Below are 15220 nucleotides of genomic sequence, written 5' to 3'. Positions count from 1 at the left end.
ATGTTGCGGCCAACCTTGTTGGGAGCCTTTGTACTGAGCCTGGCATTCAGCCATCCCAGCAGGGCTGAAGAAAGCGTGCCGCCGGAAGTAGCTGCGTTCGTCCCCGCCGGTTTCCAGACGCAACGTTACTTGGTCAACGATTTCAACAATGATGACCAACTGGACGTGCTATTGATCCTTGAGGGCAAGGGTGAGGCCCGCCCAGTGCTACTGTTGCTGCGCAATAGTGATGGCAAGTTGGTGCAGGCCGCCCGCAACGACCATGCCATTCTGCCCAAGGGCTGGTTTTCCGACCCTTTCCAAGAAATACGTATCGGCACCGGCTGGTTCAGCCTGGCCCACAGAGTGGGAAACTGTCTTTTCAAACAGCGCTTCTCCTGGAACCGCGCAAAACAAACCTGGTTACTCGATGAGGTCATGCTGACCAGCTTCGGGAGAGTCGGTAACACTGAGCTCCCCATCGGTATCACAACCCAAAAGGGCAACAACCTTCGCCCGGTGACTTTTACCGACTTCTCGCCCCTCGCTGGCCTCGCGGATTAGCGCATATCGGCATACCCACCAACCGACACAGCGACAATCAGAAGGAACAAAACATGCAATGCGAACTCTGCCACCAGGATGGTGGCGACATCCTGTACCGCGATGACAAGCTGCGGGTGATCCTGGTGGCCGATGCCGACTACCCGGCGTTCTGCCGCGTGATCTGGCACGCGCACGTCAAGGAGATGACCGACCTGGACGGCGCCGATCGTGCCCATGTGCTGGACTGGGTGCTGCGCACCGAACAGGCGCTACGTGATGTGCTGAACCCGGACAAGATCAACCTGGCCAGCTTCGGCAATATGGTGCCGCACCTGCACTGGCACGTGATTCCGCGCTTTGCCGACGACAAACACTTCCCCAACCCGCTGTGGGGTGCGGCTCAGCGCGAGGGCGTGGCGCATGGCCTGCCACAGTTGGCCGCACGGCTGCGCGACAAACTGGCAGGCTGACTGCTGGCCGTGCTAAGGTGACGAACGTTTAAAATTTCAAACAATGCTTGGCCGCCACGGTGGTCAGGGCGCCTTGCGAAGCCGGCCGCCAGTTGACTGGCTTCGCAAGGTGCACAGACAGGAGAACGTCATGTACCGCACCCTTATCTCGGCAGCACAGCTGCAACAGCTAGACCCGGCAGAACTGGTGATTCTCGATTGCCGCTTCCAGCTGGCCGACCCGGCCTACGGCCCCACCGTGTACGAAGCCGGCCATCTGCCGGAAGCACACTACCTGCATCTGGACTACCACCTGTCCGGCGCCAAGAACGGTAGCAACGGCCGCCACCCGCTGCCGGAAGGCCAGCGCCTGGCGGTCAACTTCGGCGCGTTGGGCATCGGCCCGGACACCCAGGTGGTGGCCTACGACGACGCCGGCGGCATGTACGCCGCGCGTGCCTGGTGGCTGCTGCGCTGGCTGGGCCACGAGGCGGTGGCGGTACTGGACGGCGGTTTTCAGGCCTGGCAGGCCGCCGATGGCGCCATCAGCACCGAGGCGCCGGAGAAACGCAGCACCCGCTTCGTGATGCACCCGGCGCTGGAACAGATGCTTGAGGTGGATGAAGTTGCGGCCAACCTTGCAAATCAGGCCAAGCCGGCCTTCCAGCTGGTGGATGCCCGCGCCCCGGACCGCTTTGCCGGCCAGAACGAAACACTGGACCCGGTCGGTGGCCACATTCCCGGCGCACGTAACCGCTTCTTCCAGCTCAATCTGCAGGACGGCCGCTTCAAGCCGGCAGCAACCTTGGCCGCAGAGTGGCAGGCAGTGCTGGGCGATACCCCGGCCGACGAGGTGGTGCTGTACTGCGGCAGCGGCGTCACCGCCTGCCACAACAAGCTGGCGCTGGAACATGCCGGCCTGGCAGGGGCCCGCTTGTACCCCGGCTCGTGGAGCGAGTGGTGCAGCGATGCGAGCCGCCCGGTAGCTACCGGCGCCTGAGAACCGGCACACGAACTGCTGCGCACCGCGCCAGCATGCATTGATCACTGACTTCTAATGAGGACCGCCCATGCACGTCGCCATCCTGACTTTTGAAGGCTTCAACGAACTGGACTCGCTGATCGCGCTGGGCATCCTCAACCGCGTCACGCCCAAGCTGCGCGTGTCACTGGCCACGCCCACGCCGCAGGTCACCTCGATGAACGGGGTGACGCTGCACGGCCACATCACGCTGGAAGAGGCCGCCAGCGCCGATGCGGTACTGGTGGGCAGCGGCATCCAGACCCGCAACATCATCCAGGACGAGGCGATGCTGGCGCGCCTGCAGCTGGACCGCTCGCGGCAGCTGATCGCTGCGCAGTGTTCCGGCGCGCTGATCCTGGCGCGGCTCGGCCTGCTGCAGGACGGCGTGGCCTGTACCGACCTCACCACCGCGCCGTGGCTGCAGGAACTGGGCGTGCGTCCGCTGCAGACACCGCTGCACGTCAACGGCAGTGTGGCCACCGCCGGTGGCTGCCTGGCCTCCGCCTATCTGGCAGGCTGGCTGATCTCGCGCCTGGCCGGCGAGCCCGCCGCGGAAGCCGCACTGCACTACATGGCGCCGGTGGGCGAGAAGGAAAGCTACGTGGCGCACGCGCTGCAAGTGCTGCGTCAGGCTGATGCCGGCCAGCACGCCGTCGCCTGATTTACCTGCTTGAAACAACAAAAGGTTGGCCGCATGCGGCCAACCTTTTGTTGTTTATGGGCTGAGCGTGTTCACGATCACGCGAGCTAGAGCGAGACAAGGCGAAAACGGCTGAGGAAGCGGAGTTTACACAGAGTAAATGCGCATTCCTGAATCGAATTCAACGCGGTATCGCCGACGCGCAGCTGATCGTGAATATGCTCAGAGGTTCAGCCCAGCATCAACTGCTGAATCAGCTTCTGCCCAGCTTTCCAGTCGCCCAAGCCACTGTGGCTGCCCATGTGGCCGGCGTTGCCGGCATCCAGCAACTTCGCCCCCCAGCCCATCGCCATCGCCTCGGCTTCGGCCCAGTCGCAGAACAGATCGTCACGGCTGGCTACCAGCCGCACCGGCACCGGCAGCTGCAGCGCCTGTGCCTGCTCGAAGCCGGCAAAATCCGGCAGCGCGGCACCTGCCGGCAGTTCGCCGCTGGCCAGCGCCCGCTCTGGCGTGATCGGCAGCGCCGGCGGCGCCACCAGCAGCACGCCCAGCACCTTGCGCTGCTGCATCAGGCTGGCCTGCGCCAGCCACGCCACCACGGTGTGGCAGCCCAGGCTGTGTGCCGCCAGCACCACCTTGCCGGCACAATCGTCTACCGTGGCCGCCAGCCGTTCCACCCATTCCGCACGGGTCGGGTACAGCCAGTTGTCCTGCTCCACGCGTCGCGCCAGCGGGTACAGCACTTCCCAGTAGCTCTGCCAGTGCTGCGGGCCGGAGTTGCCCCAGCCCGGCACGGTCACCAGGAACACATCATCATCGTCCCACATCACAGTGCCCTGTCGTAATCCACCGTCAGCGGTGCGTGGTCGGAGAATTTCTCGTCCTTGTACACGCTGGCTGCGCGCGCAGCCTCCATCATGCCCGGCGACACGATGTGGTAGTCGATACGCCAGCCCACGTCCTTGGCATAGGCCTGGCCACGGTTGCTCCACCAGCTGTAGCCCGGCGCCTCCGGGTACAAGCGGCGCCAGGTATCGCACCAGCCGCGCGACAGCAGGTCGGTCATCCAGGCGCGCTCTTCCGGCAGGAAGCCGGAGTTCTTCAGGTTGCCTTTCCAGTTCTTGAGGTCGATCTCGTTGTGGGCGATGTTCCAGTCGCCGCAGATCACCACATCGCGGCCGCTTTCGCGCAGGCTGTCCAGGTGCGGCATGAACACGTCCAGGAACTGGAATTTCACCTGCTGGCGCTCATCGCTGCTGGAGCCAGACGGCAGATACAGCGACACCACCGACAAGTTACCGAAATCCAGCTGCAGGTAACGGCCTTCGGCATCGATCCAGTCCACGCCCAGGCCTTCCACCACCGCATCCGGCTGGTGGCGACTGTAGATGCCCACGCCGCTGTAACCCTTCTTCTCGGCGTAGTGGAAGTAGCCACTGTAGCCATCCGGCGCGCGCATGCGCTCGGACAGGTCGCCGGCCTGCGCCTTCAGCTCCTGCACACAGACGAAATCGGCGTTGTGGCCCGCCAGCCAGTCAAAGAAACCTTTCTTGTCCGCCGAGCGGATACCGTTGAGGTTGGCCGAAACGATTCGAAGCATGGGGTCTCCCGTGGTATCCTTGCCGCCATTTTCAAGCAGCAACAAAGACTTAAGTGAAAGAGGGTTTGTAATGAGCGATTTCCGTCAGGATTTTATTCGTTTTGCGCTGGACAAGCAGGTATTGCGCTTCGGCGAGTTTGTCACCAAGGCAGGACGGACCTCGCCCTACTTCTTCAACGCCGGCCTGTTCTATGACGGCGACAGCGTACTGCAGCTGTCGCGCTTCTACGCGCAATCGATCAGCGCCAGCGGCATCGGCTTCGACATGATCTTCGGCCCGGCCTACAAGGGCATCATCCTGGCAGCAGCCGCATCGATGGCGCTGGCCGAGCAGGGCCGCAATGTACCGTTCGCCTACAACCGCAAGGAAGCCAAGGACCACGGCGAGGGCGGCACCCTGGTGGGCGCGCCGCTGAAGGGCAAGGTGCTGATCATCGACGACGTGATCTCCGCCGGCACCTCGGTACGCGAATCGGTACAGCTGATCCGCGCTGCCGGCGCCGAACCTGCTGGCGTGGCCATCGCACTAGACCGCATGGAACGCGGCACCGGCGAGCTGTCGGCGGTGCAGGAAGTGGCACGCGACTACAATCTGCCGGTAGTGGCAATTGCCAACCTGAACGACCTGCTGGGCTTCCTGGCCGGCAGCCCGGAGCTTGCGGCCAACCTGGAGGCGGTTAGCGCCTACCGCGCCAAGTACGGCGTGCAGGGCTAAGCGCCACTAACAATCCCTCTGATCCTGCGTTGCGCCGCCTTGCCGTACTTTTGGTACTGTCGGCGGCGGCGCGCCTTGGCTCAGGTACGCTGCGCGATTTTGTTAGTGGCGCCAGCCGCCTTTTAGTCGTTCAGATTGCAAAACAAAACCGGGGCAGCTGCCCCGGTTTGTCATTGCGCGCCTTCTTTCAGCGTCCAGGCCTGCTGCAGCTGCTGCGTAGCCTGCGACAGCTCGGCATCCGCCGCCTGCCGCGCCGCACGCGCGTCCTGCAACTGCTGCTGACTCAGTTGCAACTGCTGCTGCGCGCTGGCCAGCTTCTGCTCGGCTTCCTTCACTGCCAGCTCCGCCGCCTGTTCCAGCTTCAGTGCCTGCAGCTGCTTGTTGTCCGCCGCGCGGAATGACATCTGCGCCGACAGCAACTGCTGGTCCGTAGTCGGCCCCGCCGCCTGTGCCTGCGCTACTGCCGACAGCGTCAGCAGCAGCGATAGTGTCCATCTGTTCATGCCGTTTTCATCCACAACATCAAGGCCGACAAGATACCACCAAGCTGCCTGCCTGGGCCACGCTCAGCGGAAGCGGGACAGGTCCGGCAACTGCGGGCCACGCTTGGGCAGACCTTGTGTAGCGGCTTCGGCGGCTGCCTGGTCGCCGCCACGCTGAAATGCCTGCACGGCCTTGCTGGCGATGTCTATCATCGGTTGCATGCCAGGATCGTCGGCATACTGCAGGCGCGACAACACCAGCGTGGCATTGGCGGGGTAGGTTGCCAGCGCCATGATGATGAGGTCCTGGGCGCCCTGCACATCCCCGGACCAGTAGCGCAGCATCGCCAGATTGCACAGCAGCAGCGGGTAGGGCCGGTAGGCGACCAGTTGCTCGTAATGACGCCGCTTGACTGCCAGATCTTTTTTCGAGGGCTGCAGGTAGCTGGACAGCGCGATCTCCGCCTCGTAAGACCAGAACGGGTTGCTGGAAACGCCAAGCAGGGTTTCCACCCGCTGGTAGTTTTCCTGCTGACTGCGAACGGGCTGTACCGCGATCTGTAGCACACGGAAGGTTTGCACGCCGTTAACCAGATAGGCGATGCCTCCCAGCAACAGCAGGGCAGCACCGAACTTGCGCAGCGCCGGCCGTACCGGCACCTCGATGCCAGGCACCGGGCTGAGCACCAGGATGATGCAGAACATGGCCAGGAACGGCAGGTACCATAACGGGTACTCAAACATGGAATGGCCGAGAATGGCCGCTGCCAGCAAGGTGAGGAATGCGTTCTCGGCGGTAGCCTGAGCCTTTTTCCAGTACGGCAGCAGGCAGACAATGCAGACCACGGCAGCCAGCAAGGTAGCTGGTACCCCGGTTTCCGCCAGCAGCTGCGCAATCAGGTTATGACTGTGGGTAAACAGCGAGCTCTCGGGAATTTTGTCATGACCGGCAAACGCCTCCAGCCACACCGACTGGTAGGCAAACCCACCAAAGCCGACGCCAAACCACGGGTAGGCCTGCACGATCTGCCAGGCTTTCAGCCACTCGATACGGCGGCGCGCCCCAAAGTCGGCGGCATCCAGTCGATCCAGCCCGCTGGCGATATCCAGCCCGGTAAGCCAGTGCGCCACATGCTGCCCCCACAACTGCGCTCCCAGCATGGCCACGGCCGCCAGCAGCAAGGTGCGCAGCAGGCGGCGATCCTGGCTGTGTCGATACCAGACCAGTGCTACCACCACCATGGCCCCGGCATAAGCCAGGGGCAGACGGCCACCGGACCATGCCATTACCGTTACCAGAAACAATACCGCCGGCACGGCAAGCCACACGCGCAAACGGCGCTTGATGAACAGATAGGCCGCAGCCAGCACGCCCCAGGTGAGGAACTGGGCAAACTGGTTGCGCTGACCAATATTACCCATGATGTTGTCCTGCGGACTTGCCTGGTCATACACCAACCAGCCATGCGCCATCGGAGCGACGCCCAGCAATTGCAGATAACCGATCAGCCCCTGCAGCAAGGCGGCCAGCAAGATCACGGCGGCCAGCACCGTTACCAGCCGCTCGCGCCCCAGTTTTTCCTGCAGGTTAGCCGCCTGCGCCGCAGCCACGATCACGAACAGCGTAGCCAGCGCCTCGGACAGCGGTAACTGGTACAGATTGCCGGATTGCCGCAGGAACCATGGCAAGAACGCACACAGCCACCACAGCAACAACAGCAAAAAGCCGCGCGACCAGTTGGCCGCAGCGCTGGTCAACAGGCTGCCGAACAGCACACCACTCAGACACAGCAGCGTGACCGCATGCGTCCACCAGTCCGGCGACGGTACGGTGCGCATGTAATTGAACAACGGTAACGACACTGCCAGAGACAGCAGTATGGCCAGTAACAGCGCGGGAAAGGATCGTGGCATAGGGGAGCTTAGGTCAGCAAAAAAGGGTGCCGCAGCACCCTTTTTAATAGCTTTAGCAAGATTAGCTACGGCAGTTGGACGGCAGCCAGTTGGTTTCCATCGGGTTGGTAGCCGTCGGACTTGCTTCAGCGCATGTCCATTTAATAGAGCCACTAACAGGATCCGGCGTGAGAGTAATAGCTGCACTTACTGCAACTTTTTCATTGTAAGTGATGGTAATCACACCATCAGTAACCACTACCGAGCTCACTGCATTACCAGACGGCGAATCTGCCAAACCTGCAGAAGTGTTATTTGCGGGCCACACACCATTGGAAGAGTAATACTCCGCCACACCGGTCTTCGCCGCGCCAGCCAGCTGCAGACCTTCCGACACGTGTGCACGCTTAGTGTAGTCCTGGTAAGCCGGAATGGCGATGGCTGCCAGAATACCGATAATCGCTACCACGATCATCAGTTCGATAAGGGTAAAACCTTGTTGAACGCGTTTCATGAGTTTCCTCCTGGGTCACTGCCAAACAAATGTAACCATTAGCCCCGGCAGTTGGAGGGCAATAGTTGTGTCAAATCCGTGTCGCCACCACAGCGCCAGCGGTAGGAGCCAGACACATCCGGCAAGGGCTCCAGCCAGACATGGCCGCCACTGGCGACTTTTTCATTCAGTTGCATGCGGATGATGGATACCGTACCGGACATCATCACCCGCATTTCGGTAAACGCCTGCCCGCTGTAGGTCGCAGCCGGGAACAGGCCGGCACTGGCATTGCTACTGGGCCAGGCACTGTTGGCGGCATGGTATTCCTCGATCGAGGTCTTGGCCGCACCCGCCACGTTGAACGCCTCGGCCAGATAGGCACGCCGGGTATAGTCCATGTACGCCGGAATCGCCAGCGCAGCCAGGATGCCGATAATCGCCACCACCACCATCAGTTCGATCAGGGTGAACCCCGATTCTTGTCGTTTCATTCGCCTCTCTCCCGGCAGCCACTGGTGCGGCATGCAGTTAATGCAAATATCGGGCCAGCCTGACCAGACACGACACCGCAAGATGCAAAACTCCCTAAAACCAAACAAATATAAATCAATATCTCGCGCCAGCCCCAGCTTGCCATTGGCCCCCAACGGGGCGAGCGATGACAAATCCTGCTCGGGACTGACAATTTTTGTCAGTCAACGCACCGCGGCAGCTCTGCTAGCATGCAGCGCAAACAGGAGCTAAGCAATGTCGAACCATTCCCAACAGTGGCTGCAGCGCAGCCGTAGCGCCGTATGGCACCCCTGTACCCAGATGAAGCGCCACGAGCGCTTGCCCATCATTCCGATCGCCCGCGGTGATGGCGTGTGGCTGGAGGATTTCGATGGCAAGCGCTACATCGACAGTATCAGCTCCTGGTGGGTGAACCTGTTTGGCCATAATCAAGGCCGCATCAAGAACGCCATCAAACAGCAGCTGGATACACTGGAACACGTGATCCTGGCCGGCTTCACCCATCGCCCGGTGGTGGAGCTGTCGGAGAAGCTGCACGCACTCACCGGCCTTGGGCATGCCTTTTATGCTTCAGATGGGGCCAGCGCCACCGAAATCGCGCTGAAGATGAGCTTCCACTACTGGCGCAACTGCGGCCAGGCTGACAAGCATCGCTTTGTCAGCCTGCAGCACAGTTACCACGGTGAAACGGCCGGCGCGCTGGCGGTAACCGACGTGCCGCTGTTCTCCGCCACCTACGCGCCACTGCTGCAAAGCAATCTGCGCGTGGCATCGCCGGATGCAAGGCTGGCGCTGCCAGGCGAAACCGCTGCCGATGTGGCGCTACGCACCATTGCCGACGTGGAGCAGCTGTTCCAGCGCGAGGCTGGGCAGATTGCCGCCATCATCATCGAACCGCTGGTACAGGGTGCTGCCGGCATGCTGATGTACGACCCGATCTACCTGACCCGGCTGCGCGCGCTGTGCGACCAGTACCAGGTACACCTGATCGCCGACGAGATCGCCGTCGGCTTTGGCCGCACCGGCACGCTGTTCGCCTGCGAGCAGGCCGGCATCCGGCCAGACTTCCTGTGCCTGTCCAAGGGCATTACCGGTGGCTATCTGCCACTGTCTTGTGTGTTAACCAGCGACGATATCTATAACGCGTTCTACGATGATGATGTTGGCCGCGGCTTTTTGCATTCGCACAGCTACACCGGCAATGCGCTGGCCTGCCGCGCCGCGCTGGAAGTGCTGGCGATATTCGAGGATGAAGACATTCTGGCCCGCAACACGGAAAAAGCCGCGCGGTTCAGTCACCACCTGGCCGGCTTGCAGCAAGCGCCTGACGTGCGCCACTTCCGCCAGCGCGGCATGATCTGGGCGTTTGATGTCGACACCGCACGCAGCGATTTCAGCCAGGTGTTCTATGCCGCCATGCTGGCGCGCGGCTGCCTGACACGGCCCATCGGCAGTACCGTGTACTTCATGCCGCCCTATGTGCTGGAGGAAAGCCATATGCAACAACTGGCGGAAAGCACGGCGGCCGTGCTGGCTGAATTACGCCAGCAAGCAGAGCCACGTGGCGGCAATGTGGAGACGCCTTTGCCATAAAACAAAGGCTTACCAATACGACAAATGGCAGTAGACTATGCCATTTCTATAATTACTGGAGCGGCAGTCGCGATGTTGAAACTGTCTGTAGCGCCCCCCTATCTGGATGCTTCGCTGGCGATGTCCGACCCGGCGCAGCTGGATGTCTGGCTGCGGCAATGCCCATTGGGCCAGCCGCTGGAGTGTGCAGAACTGCTGCGCCAGGCGCTAGAACAGCTCAACCGCGTACGCCTACCCCCCGCCCTGCGCGCCAGATTGCTGGAGCGCCATCAGCAGGAACACAAGATACTGCTGCCGCTGCTGGAACGCCTGGCCGTCAATGGCGAGCTGTCTACCCAGCACCGCGCCCGCCATGCCGCCCGGCTGGCACAGCAGTTGATGCTGGCACTGCATAACGGCTACAAGCTGTTGCTGATGGATCGCAGCGGCGAACACGGTCTGCTGGCGCTGGACAAGTACAAGACCGAAGCCGTGTGCCTGGTGATTCGCAGTGCGCGCCAGCTGGCTTTCCTGTATGCCCGCACCTATACCAATCTTCCGGAAGGCTTCTGGCTGGATTGCCACAGCCTGTTTTTCCATGCCCTGGAAAAAGGCTGGGAAAACACCCCGCTGCCCGGGCAGGCCAAGAGCCCGGCGCACTACTACCGCCAGATCCTGCTGCTGGGCATGACCGCCAGCAACCGCATGGCACCGGCACTGATCGACTACAGCCTGCTGCTGATCCGCAAGCATGCCAACCTGCTGGATCTGCTGCACCTGGGGCAGCTCAGCAGCGGCCACGGCAGTTTTGCCTTCCAGCCAGGCATGGACCACCCGCCGCGCTATATCAGCGAGGCACCGGACACCCCCAGCGCACAAGGCATCTGGGTACTGGACACCCACGCGCTGGAAGCGGAGCTGAAAAGCAAGCTGCAGAAGCTGCAATATCTGGCTCGCCACCAGGGCAATCCGTTCGCGCTGGAGGAAGAAATCCAGCACGTGCTCTACTTGTCGATGGAGTGGCAAAGCTCGATCCAGCGTCGCCATGAGCGGCTGCCATGCAGCGAGGAGGTGGAGCTGGTCAGCAGCCTGTCCACCATCTGGTTCATTACCAATGGTGCCGCGTGGACCTTCCCCAATGGTGAGGCGTTGCCGCAGGAGCTGCTACCGGACAACGGCATGCGCGGCAAGCTGCAGCGCATGCCGCCACCACTGCCTACCAGCATGAAGGTGGTCAACACCAGCGCCTCCGGCATGCTGCTGCGCGGCGAATCGCAACACCACCCGCTGCGCGCCGGCGAGCTGCTGCTGCTGCGTCACAGCGGCAAGCCCTGGCAGCTGGCAGTGGTACGCTGGGTCAACCTGTGCGGCGAGCAGATGGAAACAGAATGCGGCGTGGAACTGGTAGGCCCGCAGCCAGAAGCGGTGCTGCTGCTGCCGGTGCTTACCCACCCTAACGACCACTACCGCATGGCACTGCGGCTACCGGCATCCCCCCGCCCGGCCAGGCAGGCGCAGCTGGTCATCAGCGGTCGCCAGTACCAGCGCCAGCGCGAGTTCTATCTGCTGGATGGCCATGGTAGACAGACCGTCAGCAGCACCGCGTTGTCGCTGCAGACCGCCGGCTACCAGTTCGTGGAATACCGCCCCGGCGTACTGGCCGCCGCAACGCACCATTAGCGCCGAATCGGGTAAACTGGCTTTCCGTTTTACCCCACAGGAAGCAGTTCGGATGCAATCGGTGATTCACACGGCCACGCGCATCGTGGTCAAAGTCGGCTCCAGCCTGGTAACCAACGACGGCAAGGGCCTGGACCATGCCGCGCTTGCCCGCTGGGCAGCGGAAATCGCCGAATTGCGCCGTCGCGGCAAACAGGTGGTGCTGGTCTCCAGTGGCGCCATTGCCGAAGGCTGCCAGCGCCTGGGCTGGAGCAAGCGTCCCAAGGCGGTACACGAACTGCAGGCCGCCGCCGCCGTCGGCCAGATGGGGCTGTGCCAGGCATATGAAAGCGCGTTCCGCGAATACGGCCTGAAAACCGCGCAGGTACTGCTCACCCACGAAGACCTGTCCGACCGCCTGCGCTACCTCAACGCCCGCACCACCATCGCCACCCTGCTCACCCTGGGCGTGGTGCCGATCATCAACGAGAACGACACCGTGGTCACCAGCGAGATCCGCTTTGGCGACAACGACACCCTGGGCGCGCTGGTCACCAACCTGATCGAAGCCGATGCGCTGGTGATCCTCACCGACCAGCGCGGCCTGTACACCGCCGACCCGCGCAAACAGCCGGATGCACAGTTCATGCACGAGGCCGAGGCCGGCACGCCGGAGCTGGAAGCCATGGCCGGTGGCGCCGGCTCCAGCGTGGGCACCGGCGGCATGTATACCAAGATCATCGCAGCCAAACGCGCAGCGCGCAGCGGTGCCGCCACGGTGATTGCCAGCGGCCGCGAGGCCAATGTGCTGTCGCGCCTGGCTGACGGCGAGAGTATTGGCACCCAGCTCAATGCTGCCACCACCCGCCTGGCCGCCCGCAAGCAGTGGCTGGCCGACCACCTGCAGCTGTCCGGCAAACTGGTACTGGATGACGGTGCGGCACTGGCGGTGCGCGAGCGCGGCACCAGCCTGCTGCCCATTGGCGTCATCGCGGTTGAGGGTAGCTTCCTGCGCGGCGACGCGGTGGTGTGCGTCAACCAGCAGGGGGCCGAAGTGGCGCGCGGGCTGGTGAACTACAGCTCGGAAGAAGCCCGGCTGATCATGAAAAAGGCCACCCGCGACATCGAGGGCGTGCTGGGCTACCTGGTGGAACCGGAGCTGATCCACCGCGACAATATGGTCACCCTGTAAGCATGATGCGGCCAAGGTTGGCCGCAAAAAACACACCAGCAAACGGCCCGTCACCTTATCGATGCGGGCCGTTGCCATATGTAGCATGTGGTAGCCCGGATAAGCCGCAGGCGCATCCGGGGAGTCGGTACACAGCGGCATGCGCTTGCCCCGGATGCGCTGCGCTTATCCGGGCTACGGACTACTACAAAAACCAACGGCCCGCCACCTGTCAGGTAGCGGGCCGTTGTGCCTTACTTGTCGCCGCAATCAAGCTGCCGTGTCATCGTCCTGGCCGTCCTCGCGCGGCAGCCGGTTGGTGCGGCTGCTTTCCGCCACGCGCATGATCACGTAGGCCACCATGGCACACAGGAAGAACAGCAGCATCACCCAGGAAATCTGCGACAGCGTATCGATGGCGGTGCGATAGATCTCGATGGTCCAGCGCGGGCCGTTCAACTCCAGCGTCTGTTCGCGGCCGTTCTGCAGGTATTTCTGGATTTCCCACATGTTCACGCCGCCGGATACCCCCACCACCACAATGGCGAAACTCATGTACTTGCGCCAGGCTTCGGTCAGATCCGGGCCGATGATGCGGTTGAGAATCTTGGTGATGGCGTCGCTGAAAAAGCGCGCCACCAGCAGCGATGTCACCAGCGCCACCGCCAGCGTCACGATCAACAAGGCATAGAACATGTTCGCTCCCTGAACTTTATAGTGTTGCGCATTGTACGCCGCTTTAGCTTGCCAGCAAGGCAGCGAAGCGCGGCAGCAGCGTGGCTGCCTCCGGCGTCGGGCACACGCCGGCACGCAGTGCAGCCACCGGCTGCTGTTCCTTTTCCAGTGCCGGTGTCAGCACATCGATCAGGCTCACGCTGGCAGCGATATCGAACTCCGGGTGGAACTGCACCCCCCAGCTGCGGCCAAGGCGAAAGGCGTGATGCGGCTCGAAGGCATTGCCTGCCAGCACCGCTGCGCCCGGCGGCAGGCGCAGCACGCTCTGCCAGTGCAGGGCCTGGGCGGCGAACTGCGCCGGCATGGCGTCGAACAGCGCATCGCCCGCTGCGGCCGGCTGGCGCTGCACCTGTACCGTCCCCACCTCCGGCCCGCCCGGGTGATAGCCCACCTCGCCACCCAGCGCATGCGCCAGCAACTGGTGGCCAAAACAGATGCCCAGCAGCGGCACGTTGGCCGCATGCGCCGCGCGCAGCCAGGCGGCCGCTTCCTCGCTCCAGTCGGCGCGGTCGCTGACCATCGCCGGCGAGCCGGTGATGATGGCGCCGGCCACCTCGGCCACCGCCGGCAGCGCTTCGCCACCGGTCACATCCACCACGCGCCAGGCGGCGCCGTCGCTGCCCAGCTCGCGGACAATCCATTGCTCGAAATTGCCGTGCTCGGCCTGTACCTCGGCGTGCGGTTCGCCGGTCTTGATGATCAGTCGCTGTTTCATGATTCGATGGGCAAGCCAAAGTGGGTGTAGGCCAGCGCGGTAGCCATGCGGCCGCGCGGCGTGCGTTGCAGGTAGCCCTGCTGGATCAGGAACGGTTCGATCACGTCTTCGATGGTGTCGGTGGATTCGCCGATGGCCGCTGCCACGTTGTCCAGCCCTACCGGGCCGCCGCCGAACTTGTCGAGGATGGCCTGCAGCAGCTTGCGGTCCATCACGTCCAGCCCGGCCGGGTCCACGTCCAGCATCGCCAGCGCGGCATCGGCCACCTGGGCGCTTACCACGCCGTCGGCACGTACCTCGGCATAGTCGCGCACCCGGCGCAGCAGGCGGTTGGCGATGCGCGGCGTGCCGCGCGAACGGCGTGCCACCTCGAAAGCGCCATCATCAGCCAGCTGCACATTCAACAGGCCGGCCGAGCGGATGACGATGCGCGTCAGCTCCTCGGCAGTGTAAAACTCCAGCCGCGCCACAATGCCGAAGCGGTCACGCAGCGGGTTGGTGAGCATGCCGGCGCGGGTGGTGGCACCCACCAGGGTGAACGGCGGCAGGTCGATCTTCACCGAGCGCGCCGCCGGCCCTTCGCCGATCATGATGTCGATCTGGTAATCCTCCAGCGCCGGGTAGAGGATTTCCTCCACCACCGGGCTCAGGCGGTGGATTTCGTCGATGAACAGCACATCGTGCGGCTCCAGGTTGGTGAGCAACGCCGCCAGGTCGCCGGCGCGCTCCAGCACCGGGCCGGAAGTCTGGCGCAGGTTCACCCCCATCTCGCGCGCCACGATGTGCGCCAGCGTGGTCTTGCCAAGGCCCGGCGGGCCGAACAGCAGCACGTGGTCCAGTGCCTCGCCGCGTTTCTTTGCCGCCTCGATGAAAATCTCCAGCTGCTCGCGTGCCTTCTTCTGGCCCACGTACTCGTCCAGCAGCTTGGGCCGCAGCGCGCGCTCCAGGGCCTCTTCCTGCTGTGACAGGCTTTGCTGGGTCACGATGCGGCGCTCGGGGGCGCCGCCCATCAGGTTGTCGGTCTGGATCAT

General features: G+C 63.1%; 17 protein-coding genes. 8 read left to right on the top strand and 9 right to left on the bottom strand.

Features of this window, described 5'->3' with window-relative positions; genetic code table 11:
* The 4 genes from ACFOKJ_RS00895 to ACFOKJ_RS00880 all read left to right on the top strand — a co-directional run bounded on the left by ACFOKJ_RS00895 (window position 1) and on the right by ACFOKJ_RS00880 (window position 2659).
* Entirely contained in the window at window positions 1-543 is a 543-nt protein-coding gene (locus ACFOKJ_RS00895) for a hypothetical protein (protein WP_390276097.1), read from the top strand.
* Window positions 544-596: 53 nt separating this feature from the next.
* Window positions 597-995, top strand: a complete 399-nt coding sequence (locus ACFOKJ_RS00890; RefSeq protein ID WP_390276096.1) for an HIT family protein — start codon at window positions 597-599, stop codon at window positions 993-995.
* A 130-nt stretch (window positions 996-1125) separates the two neighbouring features.
* Window positions 1126-1974: a sulfurtransferase gene (locus ACFOKJ_RS00885; RefSeq protein WP_390276095.1), complete on the top strand. Its 849-nt coding sequence runs from the start codon at window positions 1126-1128 to the stop codon at window positions 1972-1974.
* Window positions 1975-2044: 70 nt separating this feature from the next.
* Window positions 2045-2659, top strand: coding sequence for a DJ-1/PfpI family protein (locus ACFOKJ_RS00880; protein WP_390276094.1), 615 nt, complete (start codon window positions 2045-2047; stop codon window positions 2657-2659).
* A 209-nt stretch (window positions 2660-2868) separates the two neighbouring features.
* Here the strand turns inward: ACFOKJ_RS00880 and ACFOKJ_RS00875 are convergent, their stop codons facing one another.
* Both ACFOKJ_RS00875 and ACFOKJ_RS00870 read right to left on the bottom strand, forming a co-directional pair.
* A complete protein-coding gene (locus tag ACFOKJ_RS00875) occupies window positions 2869-3465 on the bottom strand; it encodes an RBBP9/YdeN family alpha/beta hydrolase (RefSeq protein ID WP_390276093.1) in 597 nt (198 codons plus the stop codon).
* Window positions 3465-4238 carry an exodeoxyribonuclease III gene (locus ACFOKJ_RS00870; protein ID WP_390276092.1) on the bottom strand — a complete coding sequence of 258 codons (774 nt, stop codon included), beginning with the start codon at window positions 4236-4238 and terminating at the stop codon, window positions 3465-3467. The genes ACFOKJ_RS00875 and ACFOKJ_RS00870 overlap by 1 nt, the downstream gene beginning before the upstream one ends.
* 70 nt (window positions 4239-4308) lie before the next feature.
* Here ACFOKJ_RS00870 and pyrE point away from each other — a divergent pair, with 70 nt between their 5' ends.
* Window positions 4309-4953, top strand: coding sequence for an orotate phosphoribosyltransferase (pyrE, locus tag ACFOKJ_RS00865; protein ID WP_174873564.1), 645 nt, complete (start codon window positions 4309-4311; stop codon window positions 4951-4953).
* A 170-nt stretch (window positions 4954-5123) separates the two neighbouring features.
* On the opposite strand, the gene ACFOKJ_RS00860 is transcribed toward pyrE, so the two are convergent.
* From ACFOKJ_RS00860 to ACFOKJ_RS00845, 4 genes are all read right to left on the bottom strand, one after another.
* Window positions 5124-5456, bottom strand: a complete 333-nt coding sequence (locus ACFOKJ_RS00860; protein WP_390276091.1) for a hypothetical protein — start codon at window positions 5454-5456, stop codon at window positions 5124-5126.
* A gap of 63 nt (window positions 5457-5519) precedes the next feature.
* Window positions 5520-7274 (bottom strand): PglL family O-oligosaccharyltransferase, encoded by a 1755-nt coding sequence (locus ACFOKJ_RS00855; RefSeq protein ID WP_390276090.1) that lies wholly within the window; start codon window positions 7272-7274, stop codon window positions 5520-5522.
* A 136-nt stretch (window positions 7275-7410) separates the two neighbouring features.
* A complete protein-coding gene (locus tag ACFOKJ_RS00850) occupies window positions 7411-7842 on the bottom strand; it encodes a pilin (protein ID WP_390276089.1) in 432 nt (143 codons plus the stop codon).
* Window positions 7843-7880: 38 nt separating this feature from the next.
* Complete coding sequence (locus ACFOKJ_RS00845) at window positions 7881-8315, bottom strand: pilin (protein ID WP_390276088.1); 435 nt, start codon at window positions 8313-8315, stop codon at window positions 7881-7883.
* Between the two features lie 256 nt (window positions 8316-8571).
* On the opposite strand from ACFOKJ_RS00845, the gene bioA reads away from it, so the two are divergent.
* From bioA to proB, 3 genes are all read left to right on the top strand, one after another.
* Window positions 8572-9930 carry an adenosylmethionine--8-amino-7-oxononanoate transaminase gene (gene bioA, locus ACFOKJ_RS00840; protein WP_390276087.1) on the top strand — a complete coding sequence of 453 codons (1359 nt, stop codon included), beginning with the start codon at window positions 8572-8574 and terminating at the stop codon, window positions 9928-9930.
* Window positions 9931-10002: 72 nt separating this feature from the next.
* Entirely contained in the window at window positions 10003-11589 is a 1587-nt protein-coding gene (locus tag ACFOKJ_RS00835) for a hypothetical protein (protein WP_390276086.1), read from the top strand.
* A gap of 52 nt (window positions 11590-11641) precedes the next feature.
* A complete protein-coding gene (gene proB, locus ACFOKJ_RS00830; protein ID WP_390276085.1) occupies window positions 11642-12760 on the top strand; it encodes a glutamate 5-kinase in 1119 nt (372 codons plus the stop codon).
* A gap of 249 nt (window positions 12761-13009) precedes the next feature.
* On the opposite strand, the gene ACFOKJ_RS00825 is transcribed toward proB, so the two are convergent.
* From ACFOKJ_RS00825 to ruvB, 3 genes are read right to left on the bottom strand one after another with little or no spacing between them, the layout of a single operon-like run.
* Window positions 13010-13435: a hypothetical protein gene (locus tag ACFOKJ_RS00825; RefSeq protein ID WP_390276084.1), complete on the bottom strand. Its 426-nt coding sequence runs from the start codon at window positions 13433-13435 to the stop codon at window positions 13010-13012.
* Window positions 13436-13478: 43 nt separating this feature from the next.
* Entirely contained in the window at window positions 13479-14189 is a 711-nt protein-coding gene (locus ACFOKJ_RS00820) for a glutamine amidotransferase (protein ID WP_390276083.1), read from the bottom strand.
* The gene (gene ruvB, locus ACFOKJ_RS00815) at window positions 14186-15220 is read right to left on the bottom strand and encodes a Holliday junction branch migration DNA helicase RuvB (RefSeq protein ID WP_390276082.1); all 1035 of its coding nucleotides are present in this window, start codon (window positions 15218-15220) and stop codon (window positions 14186-14188) included. The genes ACFOKJ_RS00820 and ruvB overlap by 4 nt, the downstream gene beginning before the upstream one ends.

Origin of the sequence: Vogesella amnigena (assembly GCF_042648905.1) — a bacterium.
GTDB lineage: Bacteria > Pseudomonadota > Gammaproteobacteria > Burkholderiales > Chromobacteriaceae > Vogesella > Vogesella amnigena.
The sequence above is the reverse complement of the archived record's forward strand: the minus strand, read 5'-3'. Positions and strand labels throughout refer to the sequence as shown.